The sequence below is a fragment of the Pseudoalteromonas sp. 3D05 genome (genome assembly GCF_002723455.1).
In the GTDB taxonomy this organism is placed as follows: Bacteria; Pseudomonadota; Gammaproteobacteria; order Enterobacterales; family Alteromonadaceae; genus Pseudoalteromonas.
Genome location: NZ_PDUS01000013.1, coordinates 22685 through 41244, shown reverse-complemented (window position 1 = coordinate 41244; position 18560 = coordinate 22685). Strand labels below are relative to the sequence as shown.

Below are 18560 nucleotides of genomic sequence, written 5' to 3'. Positions count from 1 at the left end.
TGCAAAGTAACGCCTTGATATTAAGCCCCTGTGAAACGCTGAATTCTGCATCTTAAAGTGGCTTGGGTATATTTATCCTAGCTAACAACACGATATATTGCTGCTTTAGTGGTATTAATCGAGTCAAAGGTATAAAGTTCAAAAACACATAATGAGTTAAGGTTTTTAGACTAAGATTAAACCAATTAAATTACTTAGCACTAGAAATTTATTTAATTACCCATATTAAGGGTTCTATGACTCAAAATTAGGAGTGACAATGGAATTTAGCGTAAAAAGTGGTAGTCCTGAAAAGCAGCGTAGCGCATGTATTGTAGTTGGCGTTTATGAGCCACGTCGTTTATCCCCCATTGGTGAACAACTCGATAAAATCAGTGATGGTTATATCTCTAATTTACTTCGTCGTGGTGACCTAGAAGGCAAACCAGGGCAAGTGCTGTTATTACACCATGTGCCAAATGTACTGAGTGAACGAATTTTATTAGTTGGATGTGGTAAAGAGCGTGAGCTTGACGACAAGCAATACAAACAAATTATTTCAAAAACCATCAACACCCTAAACGAAACGGGTTCGATGGAAGCAGTATGCTTTTTAACTGAGCAACATGTTAAAAGCCGCGATACTTATTGGAAAGTTCGCCAGGCAGTTGAAACAACGCAAGACTGTTTATACACATTTAACCAATTAAAAAGTAAAAAGAGCGACCCACGTCGTCCACTGCGTAAGATTGTATTTAACGTGCCAACGCGTCGCGAGCTTACCATTGGTGAAAGTGCCATTGAACACGGTTTAGCAATTGCAGCTGGTAGTAAATTGTGTAAAGACGTAGCCAACATGCCACCAAATATTTGTAACCCTGCGTATTTAGGCGAGCAAGCCCAAGAACTGGCAGCCAATTTTGAAAACGTAAGCGTTGAGCTTATTGGCGAAGATAAAATGGCTGAACTTGGTATGAACTCATACTTAGCCGTTGGCCGTGGTAGTGACAACGAATCGGTTATGTCAGTTATCAACTACCAAGGGGGCGCAAAAGAACAAGCCCCTATCGTTCTAGTTGGTAAAGGCCTTACCTTTGACTCTGGCGGTATTTCTCTTAAGCCAGGCGAAGGTATGGACGAAATGAAATACGACATGGGTGGTGCAGCGGGTGTTATTGGTGCAATGCGCTCTCTTGCACAAATGCAACTACCTATCAATGTGATTGGTATTTTAGCAGGCTGTGAAAACATGCCTAGCTCAAATGCGTATCGCCCAGGTGATATTTTAACTACCATGTCAGGGCAAACAGTTGAAGTGCTTAATACCGATGCAGAAGGACGTTTAGTGCTATGCGACGCTCTTACGTATGTTGAGCGTTTTGAGCCAGAAACAGTAATTGATGTTGCCACTCTAACAGGTGCATGTATTGTTGCACTTGGCGCACATGCAACCGGTTTATTATCAAACCATAATCCACTTGCTCATGATTTATTAAAAGCCTCTGAGCAAAGTGGCGACCGTGCATGGCAGCTACCGCTGTGGGATGATTATCAAGATCAACTAGAAAGCCCATTTGCTGATTTTACTAACTTAGGCGGACGCGCAGCTGGCACAATCACTGCAGCCTGCTTCTTGTCTAAATTTACTAAGAAATATAACTGGGCACATTTAGATGTGGCTGGTACAGCATGGCGTAGCGGCAAAAATAAAGGCGCTACGGGCCGACCTGTTCCAATGTTAACGCAGTACTTACTTAATCGTGCAGGTGTAAGCGAAGCCGCACAAGATTAAGATTATTGTTTTTACATTTTAAAAGGCGCTTTTAGCGCCTTTTTTATTGCGTGATTTATAATACCTATAGCAGTGTATTCATTGAAGCAATCGGGCTTTTATGGCAAAATCCATGCTCTAATTTATGCGTACTTCTAAGTACCATATACAATGCTATGGGAAGCCCCGATACAATGAGCATCAACGCACAATTTTTTGTTCTAAAGCAACAAGATGAATCTCAAGCTAACGCGGATGATCATTTTAGCTTAGCGGCACAAATTGCTGCAGAACAGTATCGTCTTGGCCATCGTGTTTTCGTTTTTGTTGATAACACAGACACCGCCCATGCTATTGATGAAACGATTTGGTCTTTTGATCCTGACAGTTTTGTGCCCCATAACCTCCAAGGCGAAGGCCCTAAAGGCGGCGCCCCTGTTGAAATAGGCACGACCCCACCAGTTGGTAATCGTAAAGTTTTAATAAACTTGGCTGATCAGTTGCCGGATTTTATTCGTCGCTTTAACCAAGTTTTTGATTTTGTACCCGTAGAAGCATCAGCTAAACAAGCCGCCCGTGAGCGCTTTAAAAAGCTGCGTCAACTCGGTGCCAATATCACCACGCAAGATATTAATAGCTAACTACTTTAAGTTATTTAGCTAACTCATTTAAGTACTTATTTAAGGTTCTGTGTAATGGATAAAACCTACAATCCGCAAGATATTGAACAGTCGCTATATCAAGACTGGGAAGAAAAAGGCTACTTTAAACCATCAGGTCAAGGTGAAGCATATTCGATTATGATCCCACCACCGAATGTCACGGGTAGCTTACACATGGGCCATGCCTTCCAAGACACCATAATGGATACCTTAACGCGCTTCAAACGTATGCAAGGTAACAACACATTATGGCAAGTAGGTACAGACCACGCAGGTATTGCAACGCAAATGTTGGTAGAGCGTAAACTCTCTGCTGAAGAAGGTAAAACACGTCATGATCTAGGCCGTGAAGCTTTTATCGATAAAATTTGGGATTGGAAAAACCAATCTGGCGGCACTATCACCAAGCAACTTCGTCGTCTTGGCGCATCAGTTGATTGGGATCGTGAACGCTTTACGATGGATGACGGCTTATCTGAAGCGGTTAAAGAAGTCTTTGTTCGCCTTCATAAAGAAGACTTAATCTACCGTGGTAAACGCCTAGTAAACTGGGACCCGAAATTACACACCGCCATTTCAGACCTTGAAGTTGAAAACAAAGACAAACAAGGCCACATGTGGAACCTACGTTACCCGCTAGCGGACGGCGTAAAAACGCAAGACGGTAAAGACTACATTGTCGTTGCAACGACTCGCCCAGAAACCATGTTAGGTGACTCAGGGGTTGCAGTAAACCCAGATGACGAACGCTATCAAGATTTGATCGGTAAAGATATTTTACTGCCAATTGTTAACCGTCGAATCAAAATTGTTGCCGATGAGCACGCCGATAAAGACAAAGGCACGGGTTGCGTAAAAATCACCCCTGCCCATGACTTTAACGATAACGAAGTGGGTAAACGCCATCAAATGCCAATGATCAATATCTTTGATAAAGATGCTGCGGTATTAAGCCAAGGTGAAACTTACACCTTTGATGGTAAAGAGCTTGAGTTTGATGCGCCAATCCCTGAGCGCTTACACGGCCTTGACCGTTTTGATGCGCGAAAAGTAATTATCGCTGAGTTTGAAGAACTTGGATTACTTGAAAAAATAGAAGACCATGCGTTAACAGTGCCTTATGGCGACCGCTCTGGTGTGGTCATTGAGCCACTTCTTACCGACCAATGGTATGTGCGTGTTGCTCCACTGGCTGAGCCAGCCAAAGATGCAGTTAAAAATGGCGATATTCAGTTTGTGCCACAGCAGTATGAAAACATGTACTTTTCGTGGATGAACGATGTACAAGATTGGTGTATTTCACGCCAGCTTTGGTGGGGTCACCGTATTCCAGCTTGGTACGACAACGAAGGCAATGTATTTGTTGGTCGTGACGAAGCTGAAGTACGCCGTGAAAACAACATCGCCGATGATGTAGCACTAAGCCAAGACGAAGACGTACTTGATACTTGGTTCTCGTCTGCACTGTGGACCTTCTCAACCCAAGGTTGGCCTGAAAATACAGATGATTTAAAAACCTTCCATCCGTCTGACGTGCTGGTAACTGGTTTTGATATTATCTTCTTCTGGGTGGCGCGTATGATCATGATGACCATGCACTTCATCAAAGATGACAACGGCAAGCCACAAGTGCCATTTAAAACAGTTTACGTTACCGGTCTAATTCGTGATGAAAATGGCGATAAGATGTCTAAGTCAAAAGGTAACGTACTAGACCCAATCGACATGATTGACGGTATCGATCTTGAGAGCTTAGTGACTAAGCGTACTGGCAACATGATGCAGCCGCAGCTTGCGAAAAAAATTGAAAAGAACACCCGTAAAACCTTCGATAACGGCATTGAAGCACACGGTACCGATGCCCTGCGCTTTACATTAGCAGCAATGGCGTCAACAGGTCGCGATATCAACTGGGATATGAACCGCCTAGAAGGTTACCGCAACTTCTGTAATAAGTTATGGAACGCTAGCCGTTACGTACTTATGAATACCGAAGAACAAGATTGTGGTTTTACAAGCGATGCAGCTAAAGAGTACTCGCTAGCTGATCGCTGGATTTTAGGCCAGTATGAAGCGACCGTTAAAACGTATACTGAGCACTTAGATAACTACCGTTTTGACCTTGCCGCTAATACACTTTATGAATTCACATGGAACCAGTTCTGCGACTGGTACTTAGAGCTCACTAAGCCAGTATTATTCAAAGGTAATGAAGCACAACAACGTGGTACGCGTCACACGCTAATCACTGTACTTGAAAGCTTATTACGCTTAATGCACCCAATGATGCCATACATCACAGAAACAATTTGGCAGCGCGTTGCACCTCTAGCAGGCCTTGAAACAGAGAACACCAGCATCATGGTTCAAGCCTTCCCTGTTTATAATGCAGCCAGTGTTGATGCCAAAGCGATGGAAGACTTAGAGTGGGTTAAGCAATTCATTGTCGCTATTCGTAACATTCGTGGTGAAATGGACATCAGCCCAAGCAAACCACTTTCAGTGTTACTTGCTAATGCATCAGAGGAAGACAAGCGTCGTATTGAAGAGAACGAGAGCTTCTTAGCGTCACTTGCAAAAATTGAAGCATTCACATTGCTAGAGAACAAAGATGATGCGCCAGCTTGTGCGACATCATACGTAGGCAACCTTGAGATCATGATCCCAATGGCAGGTCTAATTGATGTTGATGCTGAACTTGCTCGTATCGCTAAGCAGCTTGAAAAAGCTGAAAAAGGCCTAGCACAAGTGCAAAATAAACTTGCCAACGAAAAGTTTGTTAATAATGCACCTGAGACCGTTCTTGCTAAAGAACATGAAAAATTGGCTGAGTATTCAGACGCTAAAGCCAAGTTACTTGAGCAAAAAACGAAAATTGAAAGCCTATAAGCACTGACGCTAATTTACCTTTCTGAAAAAGCGAGCTTTATAGCTCGCTTTTTTGTTTCTATTTAAAGTCCACCCACTTATACTTTCCGTGATAATTATAAATCACAGGAATCATTTAACAGTGAAAAATACACTCTTTATATCAGCACTATTGGCTATATCATTTTGCTGTACTTCAGTTATGGCAAAAAATACATTCTCTGCTGGCGCTGGGTTTTATGAGTTTGGCGGTCATGCTGGGGTTAAATACAAATATTCAATTGACGATTCACAGGCGCTTTCTGCTGCCGTAGGTGTTATTGGCTATTCACTCGGTTACGAGTACTCTTTGTCAGCACATACCACTGTCGGTCTAAGTGCTGGTCAACAGGTTGCCGTTGCTGAAGATGGCTATGTTGTTGCTAAGTTAAATTACTATTTCCAGGGTATTGATAATACGAGCTGGATACTAGGCTTAAGCGCAGGTGTAAAAGAAGAAGACGGGGACTGTTTAGTGTTTTGTGAAAAGAAAGACACTGAACAAATAGAAGGCACCGTCGGGATACACATTGGGTATCAATTTTAAAAAAGGCAGCGAAAGCTGCCTTTAATTTTTATTAACTCACTTAAAACGTGTAGTTATACTGCGCACCAAATAAATATGCGTGGCCATTTGACTCAAACCCCCACTGTTGCCCTAAGTTATCAGGCTCAGTGAACTTTTGCGTTTTACCACGTAAAATACTCATACCGATATCTAAGTTTGATTGCTCGCTCATTGTGTAGTTAACACCAAACGAGTACCAAAAACGGTCTGTATCTGGAATAGAGATAGACATGTGGTTCTTATCTGCAGGTGACTCATCATAGGCAATACCGGCACGCAATAATACAGCATCGTTGAACTGGTAATCAGCACCGATTGAGTAACGCATTGCGTCAGAGAAGTTCTCTTCTTTTGAGAATACAGGCTTATTAAGGCCTTCAACTTGTGCTTCTAGCTTGTCAAAGCTTTCCCAACCAGTCCACATTACACTGTAATGCAGACCTGTTTTACCATCTAACTGATGAGAGCCAGAAAACTCAGCAATTGCTGGTAAAGTGATTTCCACACTGCCTGGAATACTTGCACCAGCAAGACCATTAAATGGCGCTGACGCAGGCAGTTGATTTGAATATTGACCGTCAAAGGTAATATCAGTTTCACTGCGGTAGTTAAACCCAAAACGGCTATTTTGATCTAGCTGGTACATTGCACCCACGTTCCAACCAAAGCCTGTATCGTCACCTTCTAAATGAACTGCTTCTGTTTGAGCTGGCACACCGAACGGGTTTGCACCAAAGTTACGAATAATTTTTGCATCAGCATAAATATAATTTAGGCCTAAACCAACGCTAAACTGTTCGTTGATTTTATATGAACCACTGACGTTCATATTAACAGTAACAATTTCCGTTTCACCCGCTAATTGACCTGCAGGGTAATCCGCATCGAACTCGGTAGCTAAACCAAAGTTAGAAAAAGCGCCAAAACCGATTGAAAATTTGTCATCTACAGGCATAACAAAGTAGCCCGCTGGAATAACTGCTGAAGGCGCAATGCTGCTATCATTTAATTGATTTGGATTTGTTGATGCATTGTTCGCTTCTGTGCCACGCAAACTGACATCAGGAATTACCGCAATACCTGCGACACTGAGTTGCTTTTCTTTAAAAACTGACATTAACGCAGGGTTACGTGCTACGACCGAAGCATCATCGGCAACAGATGCTTCACCTGCGTATGCGCGTCCAAGGCCTGATGCATTTTGCTCTGCTAACTGAAAGGCAGCGGCAAAGCTGTCAGCAGATATAACAGCAAGCGATGCTGCGATAAGAGTTTTAGTAAATTTCATTGTGTTTCCTTAACCAAACAAAGTTTGGATACCCATGTGTGTTATTTTTAACCTGCGTACAGGTTATTTAGGATCAAGTTACTATATTCAAAACCTTGCTACACTACCTTAATTTTTATCGAAAAACTGTAACAATTCGTTAAAAAACCACATAAAAACCGTTTTTTAACATCGAAGTAACAGTTTTTTAAAACTCATCGGATGAGATAGCAAAACAACCGGATGCAATTAATTATCATTTGCGTTGACTTGCTGTTGGTAGCCAATTAGACTATTTGCAATGTTTTATTCTGGATGGAAAAGCAATGGAGATTGGGTTTATTGCTGTGGCACTTATTCTTTGCGGTGCGAGCGTTTATTGTTTTTGCAAAGCAAATTATTGTGCATGCACCCGAGCTGGCGAATGCGACAATCCCGTAAATCATTATTGGCTAGGTGCGATTGCAGCTGCATTTGTCGCACTAATTTGTTGCTGTGCAGCTCTTCACTCAGAGCAAGGCACATTGCTGTGGCTGGTATTAATGGTGAGTTGTTTTGGCGGCGCATTACTCTCAGCCAAGCATTCAGCCAAAAAAAGCTGCCAAAAAACTAAGCAAGCAAGTGCTCTTTTAACAAACGAGCCAAATTAAGCTGATAATCCAGCGGCTTGATACTTGCGATAATTTTTAAGTCATGGCCTTCTGCCGATAAATCGACGTCTTTTGGTGTTATGTGATGGTTATGCTTTGCATTATAAAACACTTTAACACTGGGTTTGATTGGGTTTTTCTGATTCCCTTGGGTAACTAGACCTAACCGTTCATTAGTCAATTTTACAACCGTACCAACGGGGTGAACACCTAAACACTTTATAAAACGTTGTACTAACTCACTATCAAAAAGATCTTTATTACTGAGTAAATAACGTAGCACATTGATTGGCTCAGTACCAAGTTGATGAGGCCTATCGGAGCTCATTGCATCATACACATCAACAATGGCCATGATCCGTGCTGGACGACTTAATTTATCTGCGCTGATCCCTCGTGGGTAACCACTGCCATCAAGTCGTTCATGATGATTAACTATCATATCAAGCATCAATGGCGTTATGCCTTTTTCGCCCTTAACAAGCCCCAAGCTCTGCACAACATGCTTTTTGATTGCTTGCATTTCAAGGTCATTCACTTCTTCTGTTTTTGAGAAAATACCTTGAGGCAACTTTGCTTGACCTAAATCATGCAGTAATGCCCCCATCGCAAGCTCTTGTACAATCGCTTCTTTGTAACCTAAATATTTGGCAAAAACAGTAACTAAAATGGCGCAGTTAGTCATATGGCGCCAGTTATACATATCTTTATCTTTTATACGCGTTAGTATTGCCATGGCATTGTGATTGCGAAAAACTGATGCCACAATATCTTTAGCAATATCATCTAACAACGCAAGGTTCATTTTTAAGCCTGAGGTCACATCACCATATAAGCTCTGTAATTTTCGATTGTGTTGCTCGTACGACACACTTGCTTTTGTAAACTCTTGCTCAACACTAATTGCTTTTTTTGCTTTTTTTGCTTTTGCTGGCTTCGCTTTTACCGCTGGCTTTTTTTCGGGGGACGCTTGTGGCTTAGGTTGATACTTAGCCGGGATCTTGACATCGCTTTGGGTGAAATCTATAACCAGCTCAGCAACACCTTCAGCGACTAGTCGTTTAATAATCGACTTATCACGAACTAAACCACGTGTTTTTATCTTTATGCTATCAACACCTTCATATTGCTTGCTGACACTGTCTACAAACATACCCGGCACAAGCTCAGAAATAGGAAGGGAAATAAGCATAAATGTGGTTGCGTTACTTTTATAGAATCGAATATATTATTATCAACTAATGACAATAAATGTCTACAGGTAAAACACCGAATACGAATTATGGATTAGTTTTTTAATCACGCGACGAGCATAAAGTTAGTTGGAGTGGATTAAGCAGGTTGGTAATAAATCGTACCTAGGCTCTCGTTCCAGAACCTAGGCGGAATCACAATTTATTCTTGGAAGTAAGTGCCCCAGCCGTCGTACTCAACGCCTGTATCGATAGCAAGCTGTGCAAGCTTATCAACATCTTCCATGATTACTTCAACATCAAGTTCGGCTTCAACAACAATGTCAAAACCCCAGATTTTTGCACCATCTTCAAGCTCTAGCTCAGCTGGCTCTTCAACGTCATAGCCAAGTTTAAATGCCGCTAGCGCTGCTTGTTCAAGCTTTACAAAGTCTTCACAAACAAAGTGGTGCTCTACTTCGTAAAGAATTTCAGGATCAGAACCATCTTCTAATAAAGAAGAGACGATGTCTTCACTAATTTCACGCCAATTTTCCATTACTTTTCTCTCACTTGGGCATCTAATTCGGTTATTCTAGCAGCCATCATAGTATGAATACGACTTGCGTGTTCACGCGCACCGATTTCTTTATCAAGGTGCTGAGGTGCTAACATGTCAATATAGATTGTACCATTGTCCCAACGATTTAGCTTAATGGTTTTGTCTGTTGTGCTCATACAAACAGGTACAACAGGTACACTTGCATTCATAGCAGTATGAAATGCCCCTGTTTTAAATGGCAGTAAGCCGCGTCCATAGCTTCGAGTGCCCTCTGGAAACATCCAAATAGACAATCCTTTTTGTTTAATTTTTTCAGCTGTTTTAGAAATAGTTCCTGCGGCTTTCGAACGATTACCTCTATCAATGAGTATGTTACCTGATAGCCAATAAAGCTGCCCAAAAAATGGGATCCACTTCAAACTTTTTTTACCCAAGCTAACGCAGCTTTGCGGCACTGCAGCGGGTATTGTAAATAAGTCATAATTGTTTTGATGGTTTGCAACATACACAGCTGGGCCAGAATTTTGCGCATCAGGGTGGCGAGTAATAACAACCTTTACACCCAACATTTTAGCCATTGAGCCAAACCAACTTGAAATTACATGCACATTGTTCTTATGAAAGGGTTTAACTACACACAGTAATAAGCCACAAAAACAACTTACTAATATAAACAAAGCCATGATTAAAATACGGATAAAAGCTAACAACAGAATTCTCCTCTACGTTCTAAAACGCATTATAGCGTTATTTAGGCTGTATAACGAGAGTTAAGCGCACACATGTACGCTTAAAATTTATCTTGATACTAACTAATTGGTTTTTTAAAGCTGTATACTTTGAGCTCTCTAGCGGCTTTACCTACCATTTGGCATTTGTATTCTTTTAGAGATTGCGTTGCCTCGCGATGTTTGCCAGCTTTTCTAAACGCTGAATATCTATTAGAGCACTCATTAAAATCTTTTTTTAGGGCATCCCTATTATCAAGGTAATAAGTTTTTATTTCTTCTCGCTGTTCACGAACTGCTTGCTTACTCAAGCTGCATTGAATTTTATCAAAAGAAAGACCCTTACAAACTCCGTCTTTATAATCCTCTAGCTCCTTATCTTTATACTTTTGCTTTAAAATATTAATTTGTTCATTTTCTTTAATTGGTTTTAACTCATTAAAAGCTTTACAAATAGGTTTTACTTTTTCAAAGGTAAGGCGTTTACAGTGTTGCTCTTGAACAACTAAAAAATCAGTATAGGGTAAGGTTTCAAGCTCGGTAATATGTTTTTTGTACTCAGCGTCGAACTTTTTAGATTTCTCCTCTTGCTCTTTTTTTAGCCTTTCCTGCTGTTGCTCATGTTCAATCTTTCTTAATTTACTTTTGTGAATTCGATAGATCTTATCTGCCGCTATACATTCTTTATCCTCTGATATTGACTGTAGTTTATCTTTGTCTTTTTCGATAAAAGCTTGCTTTGTGCGCTCTTCGCACTCTTTTACTTTTGTTTGAGCTGCTTCAAGGTTACCTGCGTAATATTCCTCATCGTGTTCTGAGCAACCAACCAAACTCACTGCGCACAATGTAAAAGCTAAAATTTTAAAATACATATACTTTATTCCTTATAAAAAACTTACAACTCCATGTTAACTACTGCTATTTAATCACATAACTGAAGACCGCCAATAGTTAAAACTATTAGGTACAAAATGTAAACTTTTTAGGAACAAAAAAGTTACAAACATAAAAAAACCTGCAAATGCAGGTCTCTTAATGAGTGTAATGATAAGCTAGCTTTAGCGTAAAATTACTCTAAACTACTTTGTTCAGCTTCACCATCATTGGAGATAGTAAGTTCAACTTCAGCTTCATCTACGCGCTGCAAGCCTCTGGGTAATTTATTACCTCTGCGCCCGCGCTCGCCATGATAATGTTCAAGATCGCTGGGTTTAAGCGTTAACTTTCGCTTACCTGCGTGCAATGTCACGCTCGAACCTTGCGGCACAACAGCGAGTACTTTTACAAACTCTTCACGGGCTTGTACTTTTGCACTTGGGATAGAAATTATTTTATTGCCTTTACCTTTGCCTAATTTTGGCAAATCACGAAGTGGGAACAGTAGCATCCGGCCTTCGTTTGAGATCGCCATACAGTAATCTGTCGCTACATCATTAACCCGAATAGGTGCTAATAACTGTCCACCTTTTGGCACACTAACTAGCGCTTTACCATTTTTATTCTTACTCACTAAATCGATAAAATCAGTAATAAAACCATAGCCAGCGTCTGAAGCCATTAGTAAGACTTGCTTATCTTCTCCCATTACAACGTGCTCAAAATTAGCACCTGTAGTTAGATTAAAGCGCCCTGTCATTGGCTCACCTTGACTGCGTGCTGAAGGCAAACCGTGCGCATCAGTGGCAAATGCTCGCCCTGCAGAGTCTAAAAATACTGCGGGTTGATTGCTCTTACCCCGGGCCGACGCTTTGTACTCATCACCCGCTCGGTAGTTAAGACCTTCAACATCTATATCATGGCCTTTACCAACACGTGCCCAGCCTTTTTCAGAAAGCACTACGGTTACTGACTCTGATGGGATAAGGTCTTTTTCGCTCAATGCTTTTGCTTCAATACGTTCAACAACTGGTGAGCGGCGCTCATCACCATAGAGTTCAGCGGCTTCTTGAATTTCTTTTTTCAGTAATGTCGACATACGACGATCTGAGCCTAAAGTAAGTTCAAGCTTGTCACGTTCTTTTGCTAACTCGTCTTGTTCACCACGAATTTTAAACTCTTCAAGTTTTGCTAAGTGACGTAACTTTAACTCTAAAATCGCTTCAGCCTGAATTTCAGAGATGTCGAAACGCTCCATCAAAACAGGTTTTGGCTTATCTTCAGTACGAATTATTTCAATCACTTCGTCAATATTTAAAAAGGCCGCTAATAAACCTTCTAATATATGTAAACGAGCGAGAACTTTATCCAAACGATGCTGCAAGCGACGACGTACTGTTTCACGTCTAAATACCAGCCATTCAGTTAAAATACTGCGTAAGTCTTTTACTTGTGGACGACCATCAAGGCCGAGCATGTTTAAGTTAACACGGTAATTTTTTTCAAGATCGGTAGTAGCAAATAAATGCGCCATTAGTGGCTCTGCTTTTATTCGATTTGACCGCGGGATAATAACGATGCGTGTTGGGTTTTCGTGATCTGATTCATCACGTAAATCAGCCACCATTGGCAATTTTTTTGCGTTCATCTGAGCTGCAATTTGCTCAAGTACCTTACTACCAGAACACTGATGCGGCAACGCAGTGATCACAATATCACCTTGCTCCTGGGTATACACAGCGCGCATTTTTATAGAACCACGCCCTGTTTGATAAATTTTTTGAATATCAGCTTTTGGCGTGATTATTTCAGCGTCTGTTGGGTAGTCAGGCGCGTGAACGAGTTCTAAAATCTCGTTAAGTTCTGTTTTAGGTTTATCAAGCAATAAGCAGCACGCACTAGCCACCTCACGTACATTGTGAGGTGGAATGTCGGTGGCCATACCGACTGCAATACCTGTAATACCGTTAAGGAGTATATGCGGCAGACGAGCTGGTAGCACCTGCGGCTCATTCATTGTACCGTCAAAGTTTGGGGTCCAATCAACAGTGCCTTGGCCTAGCTCTTTTAGTAATACTTCTGAAAACTTAGATAAACGCGCTTCCGTATAACGCATTGCAGCAAATGATTTAGGGTCATCTGCAGCACCCCAGTTGCCTTGTCCATCCACGAGCGGATATCGGTATGAAAATGGTTGCGCCATTAACACCATAGCTTCGTAACAGGCACTGTCACCATGGGGATGATATTTACCAAGTACATCACCAACGGTACGCGCTGATTTTTTATATTTAGCCGCAGCTGATAAACCCAGCTCACTCATAGCATAAATAATACGACGCTGAACTGGTTTTAAGCCATCACCAATATGTGGCAATGCTCTATCCATGATCACATACATGGAATAATTCAAATAAGCGTCTTCAGTAAAACGCCCCATTGTTTGTTGCTCAATTCCTTGCATCAGCAAGGTATCTGTATCACTCATCAAAGCCTACCTAATTTTTTTTATAGCTTACACGGTAGATCACATTGGCATAATCATCTGAGATCAATAAGCTGCCATCGGCAAGTTCTGCAAACGCAACCGGACGACCCAACGTTTCTTCGTTTTTCATAAAGCCCGTCATAAACGGCGTGTATTTTATCACACGTCCTTGCTCAATAGTGGCAACAGCCACTTTATATCCTGATTTTTTACTGCGATTCCATGAACCATGTTCAGCCACAAATAACTGCTGCTGATAGTTTACTGGAAATTGTTTTGACTTATAAAAATGCACACCTAATGGAGCAACATGGGCTCCAAGCGCTAAAGCAGGTGCTTTGTAATCAGTAATGTTTTTGCCTATGCCGAACTCGGGATCTAAAATTGAACCCGCATGGACATAGGGAAAGCCAAAATGATCCCCCTCTTCGCTAACACGGTTAATTTCACAAGGTGGCAGGTCATCGCCCATCATATCGCGGCCATTATCGCTGAACCAGAATGCTTGCGTACCAGGGTGATAATCAAACCCAACTGAGTTTCGCACCCCTTTGGCAATGGTTTGAATTTCTTTTGTGTCTATATTTAATGAGAATATACGCCCGTATTTTTCGTTTTCAGCACACACATTACATGGTACACCAACAGGCACTATTAACTCACCCGTCGGTGAAAAGCGAATAAACTTCCAACCATGATGGCGATCGGTAGGAAATTGATCATAAACCACTTCATACGTTGGTTTTTTTAAGTGTTTATCAATATCTTTAAAACGAATGATTCGCTCAACTTCTGCAACGTACAAGTCACCGTTTTTCATTGCCAAGCCCGAGGGCATATTCAAATCTTTCGCAATCACTATTTTTTTATCTGCAACACCATCACTGTTGTGATCAATCAGCGCATACACCTTACCCGCTTTACGAGAACCGGCGTAAACAATCCCTTTTTTTGATACTGCCAGCTGCCTTGCATTATCTACATCATCTGCGAATAAACTAATTTTGAACCCGTCAGCCACACTCAGCTCTTTGAGTATATCCACTGCAAAAGCTGGCATACTTAAACATCCAAGTAAAACGAATAACATGCGTAATTTATTCATAAACTTCCACCCTATTTCGACCTTTGGTTTTAGCTGAATACAAGGCTTTATCTGCTTGCTTCAGTAAGTCTTTGAATGTGTCAGTTTGGCTGCTTTTTTGAGTAATCCCCAAACTGACAGTGACTTTTGCTGTTTGCCCATTTTCACAATCTATAGTCTCTTTTTCTATTGCACTTTTGATGCGATATGCAATTTCAGTTGCTTCGGTTTGATTTGTATTATTTAACACAACTAAAAACTCTTCGCCGCCAATCCTGCCTAAACAATCAATATTACGAATAGCTTGTTGAGCTAATATCACCACTCTTTTTAATACAAGATCCCCCACAGGATGCCCATATTCGTCGTTAATTCTTTTAAAGTGGTCCAAGTCAAAACTAATAAGAGAGAAGCGACTGTCAGTTTTCGATAGTTCCTGCCATTGCAGCTCTGCTAGATCCATTATTTTTCTACGATTTGCAACACCCGTTAAATAGTCAGTATTGGCAAGTACGCTAAACTTTCGTTTAAGTCTGTATTGGCGCCATGCAAAAAGTAAAAACACCACTGATAGCAATAATACACTTACCATGATTGTTTTTTGGAGTACTTCCTGTTGCTCAAACTCTGTTAATCTGGCGTCTTTTAGCTCTTTATCTTTTTCTAGAAGTTGGTTTTCAAGTTCGGTTTTTTTCAATTCAAATTGCACTTTATAGCGAGAGCGAGAGAGCTCTCTCACTTTATTAAAATACTGCTTATTGAGGTTAATATAAGCCTGCTGAAAAGCGACAGCTTGCTGGTACTGTTCAGTTAAAATGGCATGTCTACTTTTGAGTTCAATGAGCTGGAGTCTAAAAGTAATACTATTTTGGACTGGAATGGTTTTAATTTTTTCTTCAACGCTGTCAAAAGTTCGTAAAGCTAAATCCAACTCACCTTTTTCAATCTCTATCTGAGCCTGAATTAATTGGTATCTAATAATACTTTTAATATCTTCGATTTCTGATAACCAAGAGGCACTTAAACTCAAAAAATGCTCGGCTTTTACCAAGTTACCCAATGCTAAATAACCTTGAGTCAGTAAAATATAAGCATAGTAATCAAAACTGGGGGTATCTAACTTATCATTTATTGTTAAGATTCTATTGGCTAATTCATTTGCATCGCCAGCACGGCCAACATCTAAATACGTTTTAGCTAAATAATAATATGACACCATAGTGTCAAACTTAAGATCGTTTTCTAAAAAGTATTTAAGCGCCTTTTCTTGTAGTTCAATGGCTTTTTCATAATCAAATAACGCTTCATACGTTCGTGCAATGCTGCCATCAAGATACGCTAGCTTTAGTCTATTCCCACTTGAGCGAACCAATGCGTAAGCCTTATAAAAGTAATCTATCGCATTGACTTCATCATGGTTATTTAAATAAAAATCACCTAAATCCGAGTAAACATCTGCAAGTAAAACGCTATCATTAAGAGGTTCAACCAGCTCTTTCGCTTTATTTAAATTTGCTAAGGCAAGTTCGGCACTTCCCAAATACATATTTATATCTGACTTTATCATCCAATAATGAATCTGAGTTGTTACATCCAGCTCATCCAAGTGCTCGCTAATTTGTTGTTCTAAAGCTTGAGCTTCGCTCAACTGACCATTAAAAAGGTAGTTTCTTGCAAGCTCTATTTGTAACTTCGAATGTTGTAAATCGGTTAATTTCCCACCATTATTGCGAAGTAAATCCAGTAGGTAATCAATGGCTAAACTTGGGTGTTTGATACTGTTTTTTTCAGCAGTTGATATTTTTTCCTCTAACCATTTATCTTCTTGTATCGCGCCTGAACTAGCGGCTGATACAAACAAACAATAAACAAAAAAGCAGCTTATTGTTAAGCGGTGTAAACTAGCTAATAGTAAACTGCTATTTTGTTGTCGATACATAAGATACCTTCGAGTTTATACTTGCGCACGATTTCCATGATCTTCTAGCCATTGGCGGCGATCAGATGAGCGCTTTTTAGCCAACAACATGTCCATCATTTCTAAGGTCTGCTCTTCTTCGTCCAGCGTCAATTGCACCAACCTGCGTGTATTGGGATCCATCGTTGTTTCGCGCAGTTGCAATGGGTTCATCTCACCCAACCCTTTAAATCGTTGTACGTTCACTTTACCGCGTTTTTTCTCTGCTTCGATTCGCGCTAATATGCCCGTTTTTTCATCTTCATCTAGTGCATAATACACATCTTTACCGATGTCGATTCTAAATAGTGGCGGCATAGCTACATACACATGCCCTTCCTTAATTAAGGTAGGGAAGTGACGAACAAATAATGCACATAAAAGCGTCGCAATATGCAGCCCATCCGAATCAGCATCAGCCAATATACATATTTTATTGTAGCGTAAGCCTGAAATGTCATTTGAATCAGGATCAATTCCTAATGCAACCGAAATATCATGCACCTCTTGTGAGGCTAATATTTGTCCAGACTCAACTTCCCATGTATTTAGGATTTTACCACGCAAGGGCATTATCGCTTGAAACTCACGATCTCGCGCCTGTTTAGCTGACCCGCCTGCTGAATCACCCTCCACTAAGAAAAGTTCAGTACGGTCATTATCAGCGGCACTACAATCGGTTAATTTGCCTGGCAATGCAGGTCCTGCTGTTACACGTTTACGCACTACTTTTTTCGCCGCGCGTAGTCGGCGTTGCGCATTAGAGATACACAGTTCAGATAACAGCTCTGCAATATCTGTATGTTCATTTAGCCAAAGGCTAAATGCATCTTTAACTATCCCCGATACAAATGCTGAACAAGACCGAGAGGATAATTTTTCTTTAGTTTGACCGGCAAACTGTGGGTCCTGCATTTTAACGGATAAAACATAGCTACAACGCTCCCAAATATCATCTGGCGTTAGTTTTACCCCTCTAGGAAGCAAGTTTCTAAACTCACAAAACTCACGCATTGCTTCTAGCAAACCTTGGCGAAGGCCATTAACATGCGTACCGCCTTGTGCTGTTGGGATTAAGTTTACATAACTTTCAGCAATCGACTCGCCGCCTTCTGGCAACCAAACAACCGCCCAATCAGCGCCTTCTGTCGAGCTTGAAAATTCGCCAGTAAACGGATCTTTAGGGATGACCTCATAGCCTTTCACTGCTTCATTTAAATAATCGCGCAAGCCCGTTTCGTAATACCATTCTTGGGTTTCTTTGGTTTGCTTATTGATTAGCTTAATTCGTAAACCTGGGCATAAAACCGCTTTAGCTTTTAATAAATGATGCAGCTTCGTCAGAGAAAAGTTTGCCGAGTCAAAATAGCTTGCATCAGGCCAAAACCTAACAGTAGTGCCCGTATTGCGTTTACCCACTGTACCAATAACGTTGAGGTCTTCAACTTTATCACCATTTTCAAATGCCATCATAAATTGCTGGGCATCGCGACGAACAATCACTTCAACTCGCGTTGATAATGCATTTACAACTGAAATACCTACACCATGGAGACCACCTGAAAACTGGTAGTTTTTATTTGAAAACTTACCACCAGCATGTAGTTTGGTAAAAATCAGTTCAACACCCGGAATACCTTCTTCAGGATGAATATCAATAGGCATACCACGACCATCATCTGAAACTTCTAACGAGTTATCTTCATGCAGAATGACATCTATTTTGCTCGCGTGCCCAGCCATCGCTTCATCCACACTATTGTCGATGACTTCTTGGCCTAAATGATTGGGCCGTGTGGTATCAGTGTACATACCAGGACGACGTTTAACTGGTTCTAAGCCATTTAATACTTCAATGGCTTCGGCGTTATAATTTTGCTGACTCATAG

The 18560-nt window shown here is 40.9% G+C and carries 14 protein-coding genes; 5 read left to right on the top strand and 9 right to left on the bottom strand.

Annotation, left to right across the window (positions count from 1 at the left end; translation table 11 throughout):
- Nucleotides 1-259: 259 nt before the first annotated feature.
- The 4 genes from pepA (at nt 260) to CSC79_RS13515 (ending at nt 5866) form a co-directional block, all read left to right on the top strand.
- On the top strand, nt 260-1771 hold the full coding sequence (gene pepA / locus CSC79_RS13530; RefSeq protein WP_099296295.1) for a leucyl aminopeptidase: 1512 nt from the start codon (nt 260-262) through the stop codon (nt 1769-1771).
- A gap of 173 nt (nt 1772-1944) precedes the next feature.
- Nucleotides 1945-2391: a DNA polymerase III subunit chi gene (locus CSC79_RS13525; RefSeq protein WP_099296364.1), complete on the top strand. Its 447-nt coding sequence runs from the start codon at nt 1945-1947 to the stop codon at nt 2389-2391.
- 54 nt (nt 2392-2445) lie between these two features.
- Nucleotides 2446-5301, top strand: coding sequence for a valine--tRNA ligase (locus CSC79_RS13520; protein ID WP_099296294.1), 2856 nt, complete (start codon nt 2446-2448; stop codon nt 5299-5301).
- Nucleotides 5302-5422: 121 nt separating this feature from the next.
- Entirely contained in the window at nt 5423-5866 is a 444-nt protein-coding gene (locus CSC79_RS13515) for a hypothetical protein (protein ID WP_143483832.1), read from the top strand.
- Nucleotides 5867-5906: 40 nt separating this feature from the next.
- On the opposite strand, the gene CSC79_RS13510 is transcribed toward CSC79_RS13515, so the two are convergent.
- Entirely contained in the window at nt 5907-7175 is a 1269-nt protein-coding gene (locus tag CSC79_RS13510; RefSeq protein WP_099296292.1) for an outer membrane protein transport protein, read from the bottom strand.
- Nucleotides 7176-7480: 305 nt separating this feature from the next.
- Between CSC79_RS13510 and CSC79_RS13505 the strand changes: the two genes are divergently transcribed.
- On the top strand, nt 7481-7804 hold the full coding sequence (locus CSC79_RS13505; protein WP_099296291.1) for a hypothetical protein: 324 nt from the start codon (nt 7481-7483) through the stop codon (nt 7802-7804).
- On the opposite strand, the gene CSC79_RS13500 is transcribed toward CSC79_RS13505, so the two are convergent.
- From CSC79_RS13500 to parE, 8 genes are all read right to left on the bottom strand, one after another.
- Complete coding sequence (locus CSC79_RS13500; RefSeq protein ID WP_099296290.1) at nt 7764-8996, bottom strand: HD-GYP domain-containing protein; 1233 nt, start codon at nt 8994-8996, stop codon at nt 7764-7766. The genes CSC79_RS13505 and CSC79_RS13500 overlap by 41 nt on opposite strands.
- 203 nt (nt 8997-9199) lie before the next feature.
- A complete protein-coding gene (gene rraB / locus CSC79_RS13495) occupies nt 9200-9535 on the bottom strand; it encodes a ribonuclease E inhibitor RraB (protein WP_099296289.1) in 336 nt (111 codons plus the stop codon).
- Complete coding sequence (locus tag CSC79_RS13490; protein WP_180270439.1) at nt 9535-10248, bottom strand: 1-acylglycerol-3-phosphate O-acyltransferase; 714 nt, start codon at nt 10246-10248, stop codon at nt 9535-9537. The genes rraB and CSC79_RS13490 overlap by 1 nt, the downstream gene beginning before the upstream one ends.
- Nucleotides 10249-10346: 98 nt before the next feature.
- Nucleotides 10347-11138, bottom strand: coding sequence for a hypothetical protein (locus CSC79_RS13485; RefSeq protein WP_099296288.1), 792 nt, complete (start codon nt 11136-11138; stop codon nt 10347-10349).
- Nucleotides 11139-11335: 197 nt separating this feature from the next.
- A complete protein-coding gene (gene parC, locus CSC79_RS13480) occupies nt 11336-13630 on the bottom strand; it encodes a DNA topoisomerase IV subunit A (RefSeq protein WP_099296287.1) in 2295 nt (764 codons plus the stop codon).
- 10 nt (nt 13631-13640) lie between these two features.
- Complete coding sequence (locus tag CSC79_RS13475; protein WP_099296286.1) at nt 13641-14735, bottom strand: PQQ-dependent sugar dehydrogenase; 1095 nt, start codon at nt 14733-14735, stop codon at nt 13641-13643.
- A complete protein-coding gene (locus CSC79_RS13470) occupies nt 14728-16653 on the bottom strand; it encodes a tetratricopeptide repeat-containing diguanylate cyclase (protein ID WP_099296285.1) in 1926 nt (641 codons plus the stop codon). Before CSC79_RS13470 ends, CSC79_RS13475 begins: the two co-directional genes overlap by 8 nt.
- 15 nt (nt 16654-16668) lie before the next feature.
- The gene (gene parE, locus CSC79_RS13465) at nt 16669-18558 is read right to left on the bottom strand and encodes a DNA topoisomerase IV subunit B (protein WP_099296284.1); all 1890 of its coding nucleotides are present in this window, start codon (nt 18556-18558) and stop codon (nt 16669-16671) included.
- Nucleotides 18559-18560 lie beyond the last annotated feature (2 nt).